This window comes from Pseudomonas sp. THAF187a (assembly GCF_009363395.1).
Lineage (GTDB): Bacteria > Pseudomonadota > Gammaproteobacteria > Pseudomonadales > Pseudomonadaceae > Aquipseudomonas > Aquipseudomonas khazarica.
In genome coordinates this window covers 3198329-3212620 of record NZ_CP045349.1, presented here as the reverse complement: position 1 = coordinate 3212620, position 14292 = coordinate 3198329, and the positions used below count along the sequence as shown (strand labels likewise).

Annotated in this window: 12 protein-coding genes; 2 read left to right on the top strand and 10 right to left on the bottom strand. The window is 64.0% G+C overall.

Annotated features, from left to right (window positions below):
* Nucleotides 1-37 precede the first annotated feature (37 nt).
* From FIV02_RS14990 to puuE, 5 genes are all read right to left on the bottom strand, one after another.
* Nucleotides 38-1552, bottom strand: coding sequence for a nucleobase:cation symporter-2 family protein (locus tag FIV02_RS14990; protein WP_037050546.1), 1515 nt, complete (start codon nucleotides 1550-1552; stop codon nucleotides 38-40).
* Between the two features lie 233 nt (nucleotides 1553-1785).
* Entirely contained in the window at nucleotides 1786-3081 is a 1296-nt protein-coding gene (locus tag FIV02_RS14985) for a urate hydroxylase PuuD (protein ID WP_152489074.1), read from the bottom strand.
* A 47-nt stretch (nucleotides 3082-3128) separates the two neighbouring features.
* Nucleotides 3129-3632, bottom strand: coding sequence for an ureidoglycolate lyase (locus FIV02_RS14980; RefSeq protein WP_037050551.1), 504 nt, complete (start codon nucleotides 3630-3632; stop codon nucleotides 3129-3131).
* A 41-nt stretch (nucleotides 3633-3673) separates the two neighbouring features.
* The gene (gene uraD / locus FIV02_RS14975) at nucleotides 3674-4189 is read right to left on the bottom strand and encodes a 2-oxo-4-hydroxy-4-carboxy-5-ureidoimidazoline decarboxylase (RefSeq protein WP_047588638.1); all 516 of its coding nucleotides are present in this window, start codon (nucleotides 4187-4189) and stop codon (nucleotides 3674-3676) included.
* An 11-nt stretch (nucleotides 4190-4200) separates the two neighbouring features.
* Nucleotides 4201-5127 (bottom strand): allantoinase PuuE, encoded by a 927-nt coding sequence (puuE, locus tag FIV02_RS14970; protein ID WP_037050556.1) that lies wholly within the window; start codon nucleotides 5125-5127, stop codon nucleotides 4201-4203.
* Between the two features lie 401 nt (nucleotides 5128-5528).
* On the opposite strand from puuE, the gene uraH reads away from it, so the two are divergent.
* Nucleotides 5529-5882 (top strand): hydroxyisourate hydrolase, encoded by a 354-nt coding sequence (gene uraH, locus FIV02_RS14965; RefSeq protein WP_003460854.1) that lies wholly within the window; start codon nucleotides 5529-5531, stop codon nucleotides 5880-5882.
* A 494-nt stretch (nucleotides 5883-6376) separates the two neighbouring features.
* Here uraH and FIV02_RS14960 read toward each other — a convergent pair whose 3' ends face one another.
* On the bottom strand, nucleotides 6377-7717 hold the full coding sequence (locus FIV02_RS14960; RefSeq protein ID WP_037050561.1) for an NCS2 family permease: 1341 nt from the start codon (nucleotides 7715-7717) through the stop codon (nucleotides 6377-6379).
* Between the two features lie 589 nt (nucleotides 7718-8306).
* Here FIV02_RS14960 and FIV02_RS14955 point away from each other — a divergent pair.
* On the top strand, nucleotides 8307-9074 hold the full coding sequence (locus tag FIV02_RS14955) for a GntR family transcriptional regulator (protein WP_037050562.1): 768 nt from the start codon (nucleotides 8307-8309) through the stop codon (nucleotides 9072-9074).
* Nucleotides 9075-9350: 276 nt separating this feature from the next.
* Here FIV02_RS14955 and guaD read toward each other — a convergent pair whose 3' ends face one another.
* The 4 genes from guaD to xdhB form a co-directional block, all read right to left on the bottom strand.
* A complete protein-coding gene (guaD, locus tag FIV02_RS14950; protein ID WP_047588649.1) occupies nucleotides 9351-10655 on the bottom strand; it encodes a guanine deaminase in 1305 nt (434 codons plus the stop codon).
* Between the two features lie 152 nt (nucleotides 10656-10807).
* A complete protein-coding gene (xdhC, locus tag FIV02_RS14945) occupies nucleotides 10808-11653 on the bottom strand; it encodes a xanthine dehydrogenase accessory protein XdhC (RefSeq protein WP_047588650.1) in 846 nt (281 codons plus the stop codon).
* Entirely contained in the window at nucleotides 11650-11781 is a 132-nt protein-coding gene (locus FIV02_RS25025; protein WP_256662971.1) for a hypothetical protein, read from the bottom strand. The genes xdhC and FIV02_RS25025 overlap by 4 nt, the downstream gene beginning before the upstream one ends.
* Before the next feature lie 79 nt (nucleotides 11782-11860).
* Complete coding sequence (gene xdhB, locus FIV02_RS14940) at nucleotides 11861-14257, bottom strand: xanthine dehydrogenase molybdopterin binding subunit (RefSeq protein ID WP_152489073.1); 2397 nt, start codon at nucleotides 14255-14257, stop codon at nucleotides 11861-11863.
* Between the last annotated feature and the right edge of the window lie 35 nt (nucleotides 14258-14292).

Sequence of the window (14292 nt, the reverse complement as noted above, 5' to 3'; positions counted from 1 at the left end):
GGCAGCGCGCTGCCGGGAGTGGACGGGTGGGGCGTGATCAGCTGGTGCGCGCGTCCGGGGTCAGGTCGCGGCCGAGGCTCTTGAGGCTGCTGTCGTCGACGCTATCGTCCTGGCGGTTCTGCAGCACGGTATGCAGGTGCGCCTCCGGGTCGTAGTCGTCTTCTTCCACTTCCTGCTGTTCGTCGGGCAGGAAGATGTTCAGCGCAATGGCACTGAAGGCTCCGATGGTGATCGGCGAGCCGAAGATGTTCTTCAGCACGTCCGGCATGTGCGACAGCACCTCCGGCACGCCGGCGACTCCCAGGCCGAGGCCCAGGGAGATGGCCACGATCAGCACGTTGCGACGGTGCAGACCGGCTTCGCTGAGAATCTTGATGCCGGCGACCGCCACGGTGCCGAACATGATCAGGGTGGCGCCGCCGAGCACCGGCTTGGGCATCAGTTGCAGCACCGCACCGACCGCCGGGAACAGGCCCAGCAGGATGAGGATGGCTGCGATGTAGAAGGCCACGTGGCGGCTGGCGACGCCGGTGAGCTGGATCACCCCGTTGTTCTGGCTGAACGTGGTCATCGGCAGGCTGTTGAACATGGCGGCGACTGCCGAGTTGCAGCCGTCGGCCAGCACCCCGGACTTGATCCGGCGCATGTACAGCGGGCCCTTGACCGGCTGCTTGGAGATGATCGAGTTGGCCGTCAGATCGCCAGCGGTTTCCAGCGGGGTGATCAGGAAGATCACGGCGATGGGCACGAAGGCGATCCAGTCGAAACTGAAACCGTACTTGAACGGTTGCGGCACGCTGAGCAGCGGCACCTCGGCCATGTTGGCGAAATCCACCCGACCGTTGAACCAGGCCACGGCGAAGCCCAGGGTCAGGCCGATGATCACGGCCGACAGGCGCAGCACCTGTGACGGCGCACGGTTGAGCAGGACGATGGTGCCCAGCACCAGGCCGCCGAGCGCCAGGTGGTGCAGGGCGCCGAGATCGGCAGCGCCGTAGCCGCCGGCGAGGTCGGTCATGCCCACCTTGATCAGCGACAGGCCCATCAGGCAGATGATGGTGCCGGTCACCACCGGGGTGATCACCTTGCGCAGCTTGTTGATGAACTGGCTGAAGGTGATTTCGACGAAGGCCGCGCAGAAGCAGATGCCGAACAGCGTGGCGAGAATTTCCTCTTCGCTGGCGCCGCGTCCCTTGACGATGAAGCCGGCGCTGAGAATCACGCTGAGGAAGCCGAAGCTGGTGCCCTGCAGGCACAGCAGGCCGGAACCGATCGGGCCGATGCGCTTGGCCTGGACGAAGGTGCCGAGGCCCGAGACGAACAGGGCCATGCTCACCAGGTAGGGCACGTGGGCGCCGAGGCCCAGGGCACTGCCGACGATCAGGGTGGGGGTGATGATGCCGACGAAGCTGGCCAGCACATGCTGCAGCGCCGCGAACAGGGCGGGGGCGAAAGCGGGGGTGTCATCCAACTGGTAGATCAGGTCGCTGTTGCCGGTAGGCGCAGCTGGGGTGGGGGCGTTGCTGTTTGTGGTCATGTCATAGCCTGCCATTTGTTTTTATACGGTCATGGGCTTACACGAGGCTTCACGGCACCTCTTTCCTGTTTGCTAGAAAGTTGTCTAGGTGGTCAGGATGTGGCGACTATAGCAACATGTGGACATGGTTAAAAACAATTTATTTATGGATTGTGCACAAAAAAGAACCGCCGGTCAGCTCGCGCTGCCGGCGGTTCCGGGGCGTAAAAAGATGCCGCGCCCAGTCACGGGAACGGCACGTGTGGCAATCAGTTGGTCGGGGCGCCCTTGGCGATCCAGTTGCCGATCAGGTCGCGCTCGTCCTGGGTCATCTGGGTGATGTTGCCCAGCGGCATGATCTGCGAGGCAACGCTCTGGGCGTGGATCTTCGCGGCCTGAGCCTGCATCTGCTCGGGCGTGTCGAGCATCAGGCCGGCTGGCGCCGCGCTGAACATCGGGCTGCTCGGGGTGGCCGAATGGCAGACGGTGCAGCGTTCATGGATCACGCTCTCGACCTTGCCGAAGTCGGCAGCCGTCGCCGCTCCACCTGTTGCCGGAGCCGGGTTTTCCTGGGCATCTGGCTGGCTGCTGGCAACTTCTTCCACCTTGCTCAGAGTCTCGCTGGCTGCCGGCTGCTCCACGGCTGCCACCGGGGCGGCGGCGGGGGCGCGGTTCGCCGGGGAGGTGACGTAGGCCAGGCAGATCATGCCCAGGGCCGCGGCCGGCAGGGTCCAGACATACTTGCTGCTGTCGTGGCGGGTGTTGAAGTAGTGGCGTACCAGCACGGCCAGGATCGCGATGCCCGCCAGGATCAGCCAGTTGTACTGGCTGCCGTAGGTGCTCGGGAAGTGGTTGCTGATCATGATGAACAGCACCGGCAGGGTGAAGTAGTTGTTGTGGCGCGAGCGCAGCAGGCCCTTGGCCGGCAGCAGCGGGTCGGGGGTGGTGTTGGTCTCGATGGCCTTAACCAGCGCGCGCTGGGCCGGCATGATGGTGAAGAACACGTTGCCGACCATGATGGTGCCGATGATGGCGCCGACATGGATGTACGCGGCACGACCGCTGAAGATCTGGCTGAAGCCATAGGCCGCGGCGATGATCAGCACGAACAGCACGGCGCCGAGCAGGGCCGGGCGCTTGCCCAGCGGCGAGTCGCAGAGCAGGTGATAGATCAGGTAGCTGGCGGCCATGGAGCCGAGGCCGATGGCGATGGCGGCGGCTGGCGCCAGATCGACACCCGGCTTGACCAGGTACAGGCTCGGGTTGAGGTAGTAGACCACCAGCAGCAGGGCGACGCCTGATAGCCAGGTGAAGTAGGCCTCCCATTTGAACCAGTGCAGGTTCTCCGGCATTTTCGGGGGGGCCAGCTTGTATTTTTCCAGGTGGTAGATCCCGCCGCCGTGGATCGCCCAGAGGTCGCCCGAGAGGCCCTCGCGTGGGTTGCTACGGTTGAGGTTGTTCTCCAGCCAGACGAAATAGAAGGATGCGCCGATCCAGGCGATGCCGGTGATCATATGGATCCAGCGGACGCCCAGGTTTAGCCATTCGGTGAAATGTGCTTCCACGATCTGTACCTCTTTCCCGGGGGAGACACGCCAGCCCCGGGCTTCTCTTATTGGTGGGGGTTGAGGAGAAGAAGCTCGTCCTCATTGAAGAAATGCTCATCGCAGTTGTTGCCGGAACCACTGCGATCAACCACCAGGAAGTCATCCCGCTTTTCGATCGTCAGCACCGGGTGGTGCCAGACGCCGCGATGGTAATTGACGCCCTGCCTGCCATTGCTGAGGAAGGCACGGACGGACCCTGATACAGGTACATCGCCAACTGGCGCGACCACGATCAGAAAGGGGTTGCCGAGCAGCGGCACGAAGGCCTGGCTGCCCAGCGGATGGCGTTCCAGCATGCGGATGGTCAGCGGCATCTGCAGCGCCTCGGCGCTGAAGATGCTGATGATGGCCTGGTCCTCCGGCTGCGCCGTCTCCACGCTGGCCAGCTTGTGATAGCGGCGGGTGGAGCCGTTGTTGATCATGAAGAAATCGCTGCCTTCGGTTTCGATCACGTCACCGAAAGGGGCGAAGGCTTCTTTGCTCAGGGGCTCGATGGTCAGGCTACGCATGGCTGTTCTACTTGTTCTGTTCGGTTGAAGGGGGCAGCGCCTTACAGCTGCTGCAGGCGGAATAGGGCGATCTTGTTGATCTCGGCCAGGGCGGTGCTGAACTCCTGCTCCGGGCTGTTGTGAATGCGCTCTTCGAAGGCTGCCAGGATCTGGTGGCGGTTGCTGCCCTTGACGGCCTTGATGAAGGGGAAGCCGAACTTGGCCTTGTAGGCGTCGTTGAGCTCGGTGAAGCGGGCGAACTCCTCGGCGGTGCATTCGTGGATGCCGGCACCGGACTGCTCGGCGGTGCTGGAGGCTGTCAGTTCGCCGCGCACGGCAGCCTTGCCGGCCAGGTCCGGGTGCGCGTTGATCAAGGCCAGCTGGGCATCCGCGCTGGCGGACAGGAGGATGTCGGCCATGCGCTGCTGCAGCCCGTCGATGTCGTCGACGCTGTCGTCCAGGCCAAGGTCATACGCCTTCTCGGCCACCCAGGGCGAGTGCTCGTAGATGTCGGCGAAGGCCGCGACGAACGCGTCACGGCTCAGCTGGGAAGGGGTCAGGGTCTGGAAACGGCTCATGGGCGGCTCTCTCATTCGGTCGCGCGGAAGGGGTGGGTGGCGTGCCAGTGCCTGGCGATGTCGACACGGCGGGCGCACCAGACCTTGTCATGGCGCTTCACGTATTCGATGAAGCGGGCCAGCGACGCCAGGCGGGCCGGCCGGCCGAGCAGGCGGCAATGCATGCCGATCGACAGCATCTTCGGCGCGCCGGCTTCGCCCTCGGCGTAGAGCACGTCGAAGGCGTCCTTGAGGTATTCGAAGAAGTCGTCGCCCTTGTTGAAGCCCTGCACCTGGGTGAAGCGCATGTCGTTGGTGTCCAGGGTGTAGGGAATCACCAGGTGCGGCTTCTCCACGGTACTGGCCGGGTCCCAGTAGGGCAGGTCGTCGTCGTAGGTGTCGGAGTCGTAGAGGAAGCCACCCTCTTCACGCACGATGCGCCGGGTGTTCGGGCCCAGGCGGCCGGTGTACCAGCCCAGCGGGCGTTCGCCGGTCAGCTCGGTGAGAATACGGATGGCCTCGAGCATGTGCTCGCGCTCGCCGGCTTCGTCCATGTTCTGGTAGTCGATCCAGCGATAGCCATGGCTGCAGATTTCATGGCCGGCGGCGACCATCTGCTTGATCACCTCAGGGTGACGCTGGGCGGCCATGGCCACGGCGAAGACGGTCAGCGGAATGTCGTGCTTGCGGAACAGTTCGAGCAGGCGCCAGACCCCGGCGCGGCTGCCGTACTCGTAGAGCGACTCCATGCACAGGTTGCGCTGGCCCTGCAGCGGCTGGGCGGCGACCATCTCGGAGAGGAAGGCCTCGGATTCCTTGTCCCCATGAAGAATGTTGCGCTCGCCACCCTCTTCGTAGTTGAGCACGAAGGACAGGGCGATACGGGCGTCGCCCGGCCAGTGCGGGTGGGGCGGGTTGGCGCCGTAGCCGATCAGATCGCGTGGGTAATCAGCGTTCACTGCAGTCTTCCTGTATGGAGCGTTGCGGTCACTGCGTGCCTGGCTTCAGGGTTACGCGACCGGGATGGCTAATTGTATACAAAGTAGATTGCCGTTTGTAAATCGACTTTTCATTATTTTATCGGCCGTGCAGCATAACCGGGAATTTGCCCGGATGGTCAGCTCCGAGCCGCTTACGTGGCGCCAAGCGTGCATCGCAACGGGCTTCGCCATGAACCTGTTTGGTGCATGGCAGAAAGCGGCGAGCTAATCATTGTGTACAATTTGTATGTGAAAGTGTTGTATATTCTGCCTGCATGCTATCCTGCCGATGCGTCGGAGCATTGCGACGAACCGATTTCAACAGAGCAGAGGAGGTGTGGTGTCCGTCTGGCGCTGGGCGCAACGGGCATCCGAGACCCATGGGACGTTTGACTACGCATGTACTGGACGCCGCGCACGGTTGCCCAGGGAGTGACATCAAGGTCGAGCTGTACCGCGTCGAAGGCGCGCAGCTGGAGCTGATCAACAGCGTTACCACCAATCACGATGGCCGCTGCGATGCGCCGGTGCTGCAGGGCGATGACTACCGCACGGGCGTCTATCAACTGCACTTCCATGCCGGTGACTACTACCGCGCACGTGGCGTGAAGCTGCCGGACACGGCCTTCCTCGACGTGGTCGTGCTGCGCTTCGGCATCGATGCCGGCCAGGAGCACTACCACGTGCCGCTGCTGATTTCCCCCTACAGCTACTCCACCTATCGCGGTAGCTGAGTGAGCGGCAGGCCACTGCCTGCCGGACGAATGCTTGTCACCCTCAGACTCGTTTGAGTCCTTACGCCCGCTCACACTGCGGGCTTTTTTTTGCCTGCATTTCGGGGCCGTCATCACGGCCCATCGATGGCGCATCTGTTTCGATCGGTGTGGGGGCGCACCCTGCCGAGCCGGTCTTCGGCGCATGCTCCGGATGAAAACCGGGTATGGGCTGGCGACGTGCCTGCCGTTGCTGAGACAAACGAAAAAACCGGCACAAGGCCGTAGCGCTGTTCACATAAGAAGTGGTCGGACACGATCAGTCCCCCAGCCCCTCTCCCATGAATGGGAGAGGGGAGCCAAGCGTGTGCAACCCTGAATGCACAGGCCCGTAGCCCGGATGAAATCCGGGGCCGGCAACCTGCTTGCGGATTGCGCATCCGCCCATCGCGGCCGGGCCAAACGAAAAACCCCGGCACGAGGCCGGGGCTGCGATCAGCGCGGAACCTCTGCGTTCAGAGGAAGGCGAACTTGGCGATGAAGATCACGCACAGCACGTACAGGCTCAGCGATACCTTCTCGCGCTGGCCGGTCAGCAGCTTCAGCGTGGCGTAGGTGAGGAAGCCCAGGGCGATACCGTTGGCGATGGAGAAGGTCAGCGGCATCATCACCACGGTGACGATGGCGGGGATGGTGTCGGTATGGTCCTTCCAGTCGATGTGCGCCATGCCGCTCATCATCAGCATCGCCACGTAGATCAGCGCGCCGGCGGTGGCGTAGGCGGGGATCATGCCGGCCAGCGGGGCGAAGAACATCGCGGCGAGGAAGAGGATGCCGACGGTCATGGCGGTCAGGCCGGTGCGGCCACCGGCGGCGACCCCGGAAGCGCTCTCCACGTAGCTGGTCACCGGCGGGCAGCCGACCATGGCGCCGATCACGCTGGAGGTGGAGTCGGCTTTCAGGGCCTTGGACAGGTTCTGGATCTTGCCGTCCTCATCCACCAGGTTGGCGCGATGCGCCACGCCCATCAGCGTGCCGGCGGTGTCGAACATGTTCACGAAGAGGAACGCGAGGATCACGCTGATCATCGCCACGTTGAACGCGCCGGCGATGTCCATGGCCAGGAAGGTCGGGGCCAGGCTCGGTGGCATCGACACCAGGCCGCCGTACTCGACCAGGCCCAGGGCCCAGCCCAGGGCGGTGACGCCGAGCATGCTGAAGAGGATGGCGCCGAACACGTTGCGGTGGCTGAGCACGGCGATCAGCAGGAAGCACACGGCGGCGAGCAGCGCCGACGGGTTGCCGAACGAGCCCATGGTCAGCAGCGTGGCCGGGCTGTCGACGACGATGCCGGCGGTCTTCAGGCCGATCAGGCCGAGGAACAGGCCGACCCCGGCGCCCATGGCGAAGCGCAGGCTCATCGGGATGCTGTTGAGCAGCCACTCGCGGATCTTCGACAGGCTCATGATCATGAACAGCACGCCGGAGATGAATACCGCGCCCAGGGCGATCTGCCAGCTGTAGCCCATCTCACCGACGACGGTATAGGTGAAGAAGGCGTTCAGGCCCATGCCGGGAGCCAGGCCGACAGGCCAGTTGGCGTACAGCCCCATCAGGAAGCAGCCCAGCGCCGCGCCGATGCAGGTGGCGACGAAGGCGGCCCCGTGGTCGATGCCGGCACTGGCCATGATGTTGGGGTTGACGAAGATGATGTAGGCCATGGTGACGAAGGTGGTCACACCAGCGATCAGTTCGGTCTTGATGGTGGTGCGGTGCTCGGTCAGTTTGAAGAAGCGGTCGAGCAGGCCACCTCTTGCCAGTTGAGTCGCATGTTGTTCTTGTTTGACGCTTTCCACAGCGGGTACTCCTCATCTCTCTTGTTGTGTACCGCCCAGAGCGTTGCGCAAGGACAATGCTCTCTGAGGCAGGCGGTGTTCTCGGCGGTGCTTCCTGGCTAAGTTGTTGACCGAGCGGTCAAGAAGTCACTCAGGCGCGATTATGCTGTTGTATACAAAAAATGCAATTAATGTTTTTAATGTTGCATGAATCGCACCATTCGCCGATCTCCAGGGTTCAGCGGGTGGATTTGGAGACAATCGTCTATCTGTTGGTAAAAGCCCTTTTAAAACAGACAGATGGATGATCCATCCTGCAGCTCGTTCTGGTCCCTGGAGGGTATGCCAGGAGCGATCGGTTCGGCCTTATCCGGTAACGACCTGAGGGGTGGCGTGCATATAAGGAAAGAGTTTGAGGGCACGTTCGGTTTTCTCGCCTGTCGGCTGACCTCTCAGGGGGGACGTCATACGACGACAGGTGTGGTGGCTGGTTGAGTTGTGTACAATTGGCCGAATATTTTTCTGATGTTTTTTCGCTCGGAGCTTGTCAGCTACCGGGTAGAACACAGTAGAGTCGCAGTGTCGCCGACTCTCATTGACGCGAGCCAGAATGAACGATCAATTGCAGCCACTGAAGAAGCAGCCGCGTGCGGGCAAGAGCAGCCGTAGCGGGACTCAGGACGATGTCGTATATGCCCATATCTTCGATGCCATTCTCGAGCAGCGCCTGGCGCCAGGCACCAAGCTGAGCGAAGAGGCCCTGGGCGAGATCTTCGGTGTCAGTCGCACCATCATTCGCCGTGCCCTGTCGCGTCTGGCCCATGAAGGGGTGGTGCTGCTGCGGCCGAATCGCGGTGCGGTAGTGGCCAGCCCCAGCGTCGAGGAAGCCCGGCAGATCTTCTACGCACGCCGACTGGTGGAGCGCGCGATCACCGAGCTGGCCGTCGAGCATGCCACGGCAGAGCAGCTCGCCGAGCTGCGGCAGATGGTCAAGGACGAGCAGGACAGCTTCTCCCGGGGTGACCGTGGCGCCGGCATCCGCCTGTCCGGCGAGTTCCACCTGAAGCTGGCCGAGGCCGCGCGTAACGCGCCGCTGGTGAGCTTCCAGCGCAGCCTGGTGTCGCAGACCTCGCTGATCATCGCCCAGTACGAAAGCGGCAGCCGCTCGCATTGCTCGTACGATGAGCACAACCAGCTGATCGACGCCATCGAGGCGCGCGATGCCGAGCGTGCGGTGCACCTGATGATGCACCACATGGACCATATCGACAGCAAGCTGAACCTGGACGAGGAAAGCGCCTCGGATGACCTGCACGCAGTGTTCTCGCACCTGCTGCAGACCAAGAAGAAGCCTGGGCGGAACGCGGCCAACCGCTGATTGGTTGCGCTGGATACGAAAAAAGCCCCGATGTTCGCGCATCGGGGCTTTTTTGTCGGGGCGGCGTGGTTGGGCCGAGGCGCATGTGTGCAGGCGCTGGCAGGCCCGCGATGCGCGGCTGAGCTGATCGCCGGCAAGCGGGCTCCTGCGATCGTGTCGCGTGCTGAACATCTCGCGCCACGCTGTCGGCACGAATCCATTCGCGATGCCGCCGCGCATCGCGGGTAGCCTGATCGCGGATGGATCCGCTGCGACGAAAGCGCTCAGGCGTCGGCCTCAGCTGCGCTGGTGCACCGATACGCCGGCGGCGAAGGTCTCCTTCACGGCGCGATCATCACCGAGCATGGTCAGGGCGAACAGGCGCTCTTCCAGGCTCCTGGCCTGCTGCATGCGGTAGCTGATCAGCGGCGTGGCGTTGTAGTCCAGCACCAGGAAGTCGGCATCCTTGCCCGGCAGGAAGTTGCCCAGCCGGTCGTCCAGGTACAGCGCGTTGGCGCCGCCCAGAGTGGCCAGGTACAGCGACTTGAACGGATCGAGCTTCTTGCCCTGCAGCTGCATCACCTTGTACGCCTCGTTCAGCGACTGCAGCTGGCTGAAGCTGGTACCGGCGCCGACGTCCGTACCCAGGCCGACGCGGACGCCGTGTGCTTCCAGCTTGTTCAGGTCGAACAGGCCGCTGCCCAGGAACAGGTTGGAGGTCGGGCAGAAGGCCACTGCCGAGCCGGTTTCGGCCAGGCGCTGGCACTCCTCGTCGCACAGGTGCACGCCATGGGCGAACACGGCGCGCGGGCCGATCAGCCTGTGGTGGTCGTAGACGTCCAGGTAACCCTTGCGCTCGGGGAACAGCGCCTTGACCCACTCGATCTCCTTGCGGTTCTCGGACAGGTGGGTGTGCATGTACAGGTCCGGGTACTCGCCGAGCAGCTTGCCGGCCAGCTCCAGCTGCTCCGGCGTGCTGGTCGGGGCGAAGCGCGGGGTGACGGCATAGTGCAGGCGGCCCTTGCCGTGCCAGCGTTCGATCAGCGCCTTGCTCTCGGCGTAGCCGGTTTCCGCGGTATCGGTCAGGTAGTCCGGGGCGTTGCGATCCATCAGCACCTTGCCGGCGATCATGCGCAGGTTGAGCTTGTCGGCTTGCTCGAAGAAGGCGTCCACCGACTGCGGGTGCACGCTGCCGAACACCAGGGCGGTGGTGGTGCCGTTGCGCAGCAGCTCCTTGAGGAAGATCGCCGCCACGTCGCTGGCGTGGGCCTTGTCGGCGAACTGCTGCTCGGTGGGGAAGGTGTAGGTCTCGAGCCAGTCCAGTAGCTGCTCGCCGTAGGAGGCGATCATGCCGGTCTGCGGGTAGTGGATGTGGGTGTCGATGAAGCCGGGGGTGATCAGCGCATCGCGGTAGTGCTGTACCTCGACACCGGCCAGTTTCGGCAGCAGCTCGGCGGCAGCGCCAACCTGGGCGACCTTGCCATTCTCGATCAGCAGGATGCCGTCCTCGAAGTACTGATAGGACTGTTCCACGCCGACCACGGCCGGGTCGGCCAGGCTGTGCAGGATGGCGGCGCGGTAGGCTTTGACGGTATTGCTCATCGTTCGAATCTCATGGGTTGATCAATGCTGTGCGCTGGCCACGGGGCGAGCGGTCGTCGCGTCTCCCGGCGGGGAGGCGAGTAGAACCCATGCGTCCCCAGGTGAACAGCGTTGTGGCTGGGGTGCGCCTTGCGCACCGGAAATCGGAACAATCAGGAGCGGCGTGATGCCGGCAACAGCCTGGCCACGCTGGATTCGCCTTTCTTGACCTCCTGGCCGGCTGTCTTTTCACCAAACAGGGCGTTGTAGGTGGCGATCACCTCGCCGGCGATGGACACGGCGATCTCCACCGGCAACTTGCCCTTCACCTCGGGCAGACCCATCGGGCAGCGCATGCGTGCCATGAGCGGCTCCTCGAAGCCACGCTCGCGCAGGCGGTGCTCGAACTTGACGCGCTTGGTGCGGGAGCCGATCAGGCCGTAGTAGGCGAAGTCGCCGCGCTGCAGGATCGCTGCGGTCAGCTCCAGGTCGAGCTGATGGTTGTGGGTCATGACGATGTAGTAGCTGCCGGGCGGCATGTTCTCCACCTCGTCGACCACCTCGTCGTTGACGATCTTCTGCACGTTGGCCGGGATCTGCTCGGGGAACTCGTTCTCCCGCGAGTCGATCCAGCGCACCTTGCACGGCAGGCTGGCCAGCAGCGGCACCAGTGCACGGCCGACATGGCCGGCGCCGAACACGGCGATCTGCGCCTGGGGCTGGCCCATGGGCTCGAACAGCAGCACGGTGGCGCCGCCGCAGCACTGGCCGAGACTGGCGCCGAGGGAAAAGCGCTCCAGGCGGGTGTCCTGGCTGCGGCTCTCGAGCATTTCACGGGCCATCTGCATGGCCTTGTACTCCAGGTGGCCGCCACCGATGGTTTCGAAGATGCGCTCGGCGGTGACCACCATCTTCGAGCCGGCGTTGCGCGGGGTAGAGCCGCGCTCCTCGATGATGGTCACCAGCACGCAGGCTTCGCCCTTGTCTTGCAGGTCGGCGAGGGCACTGATCCAGCTCATTTGCTCAGCCTCCAGGAAGGCGTGGTCTGTCCCGGGCGCGGCAGGCGCCAGTTGCTCGGCGACGGCTCGAGAATCGGCTCCGGTGCCGGGCGCGCGGGTGGATTGTTCGGCTCGGTGTGTCTTGTCATTGTTGTACACCTCTTTGCTTTGGGTCGTAGCCCGGATGCAATCCGGGGCAGGGTTCCCCGGATTTCATCCGGCTACGAATCAGGCCGGCTCGGCCTCGGCAGTGCTGGCTGCCTTGCTCTGTGCTTTCAACTTGCGCATCTGCTCCACCCCCCAGAGCACGCGCTCGGGCGTGGCCGGGGCGTCGATCTGCGGTTGCACCTGGTAGTCGGCCAGGCTGGCCACGGCGTCCTTCAGGGCGCACCAGGCCGCGATGCCGAGCATGAACGGCGGCTCGCCGACGGCCTTGGAATGGAACACGGTGTCTTCCGGGTTCTTGCGGTTCTCCACCAGCTTCACGCGCAGGTCGATGGGCATGTCGGCGATGGCCGGGATCTTGTAGCTGGCCGGGCCGTTGGTCATCAGCTTGCCCTTGGCGTTCCACACCAGCTCCTCGCAGGTCAGCCAGCCCATGCCCTGGACGAAGGCGCCCTCGACCTGGCCGATGTCGATGGCCGGGTTCAGCGAGTCGCCGACGTCATGCAGGATGTCGCCACGCAGCATGCGGTATTCGCCGGTCAGGGTGTCCACCAGCACCTCCACGCAGGCCACGCCGTAGGCGTAGTAGTAGAAGGGGCGGCCGGCAGCCTTGTCGCGGTCGTAGTAGATCTTCGGCGTGCGGTAGAAGCCGGTCGAGGACAGCGATACCTGGCCGAAGTAGGCCTTCTGGATCATCTCCTCGAACGACAGGAAGTGGTCGCGCACCCGTACCTGGCCATTGCGGAACTCGATGTCTTCCGGCGTGACCTTGTATTCGCGCACCAGGAAGTCCACCAGGCGCTGCTTGATGGTCTCGGCGGCGTTCTTCGCCGCCATGCCGTTGAGGTCGGCACCGCTGGAGGCAGCGGTGGGCGAGGTGTTGGGCACCTTGTCGGTGTTGGTGGCGGTGATCTGGATGCGCTCGATATCGACCTGGAAGACCTCGGCCACGACCTGCGCGACCTTGGTGTTCAGGCCCTGGCCCATCTCGGTGCCGCCGTGGTTCAGGTGGATCGAACCGTCGGTGTAGATGTGGATCAGCGCACCGGCCTGGTTGAGGAAGGTGGCCGTGAAGCTGATGCCGAACTTCACCGGGGTCATGGCCAGGCCTTTCTTCAGCACCGGGCTCCTGGCGTTGAAGGCGCGGATTTCCTCGCGGCGTTTGGCGTACTCGCAGCTTGCCTCCAGCTCGGCGGTCATCTCGTGGATGACGTTGTGCTCGACGGTCTGGTGGTAGTGGGTGACGTTGCGCTCGGTCTTGCCGTAGTAGTTGCGCTTGCGCACTTCCAGCGGGTCCTTGCCCAGGCTGCGGGCGACGGCGTCCATCACTTCCTCGATGGCGACCATGCCCTGCGGGCCGCCGAAGCCGCGATAGGCGGTGTTCGAGGCGGTGTTGGTCTTGCAGCGATGACCGTTGATGGTGGCGTTGCCCAGGAAGTAGGCGTTGTCCGAGTGGAACATGGCGCGGTCGACGATGGAGCCGGACAGGTCCGGCGAGTAGCCGCAGTTGCCGGCCAGGTCCATCTCGATGCCGTGCAGCAGGCCGTCGTCATCGAAGCCGACGTCGTACTCGACATAGAAGGGGTGGCGCTTGCCGGTCATGCTCATGTCTTCCATGCGCGGCAGGCGCATCTTGGTCGGTCGGCCGGTGAGGTGCGCGATCACCGCGCACAGGCAGGCGGGGCCCGCGGCCTGGGTTTCCTTGCCGCCGAAACCGCCCCCCATGCGACGCATGTCGATGACGATCTTGTTCATCGGCACACCGAGCACCTCGGCGACCAGCTTCTGCACCTCGGTGGGGTTCTGCGTCGAGGTGTAGACCAGCATGCCGCCATCCTCGGTGGGCATGACCGAGGAAATCTGCGTTTCCAGGTAGAAGTGCTCCTGGCCGCCGATGTGCAGCGTGCCCTGCAGGCGACGCGGGGCGCTGGCCAGCTGGGCAGCCGAGTCGCCGATGCGGTGGGTGTGGCTGGCGAGGACGAAATGCTGCTTGCGGTAGGCCTCGACCACGTCGAGCACCGGCTCCAGGTCCTCGTACTCGACGATCGCGGCCATGGCCGCCTTGCGCGCGGTTTCCAGGCTGTCGGCGGCCACTGCCAGGACCACCTGGCCGACGTACTCGACCTTGCCGTCGGCCAGCAGCGGGTCGCCGGCGACCACCGGGCCGATATCCAGCTGGCCCGGTACGTCATCCTTGGTGATGGCGATGGCCACGCCCGGAATCTCGTAGCAGGGGCGGGTGTCGATGCGCACGATGCGCGCATGGGCGCGGTCGGACTGGCGCGCGTAGACGTGCAGCTGGTTGGGAAATTCCAGGCGGTCGTCGACATAGACCGCTTCGCCGGATACGTGCTTGTCCGCACTCTCGTGCTTGACGCTGCGGCCCACGCCGCTGGTCATGCCGGCGCGAAACAGTGCGGCCAGCTCTTCCTGGGATTTGTGTTCGATATGACTGGACATCTTCGCCTCCAAAACTTCGCATGCCGCCGGACGGG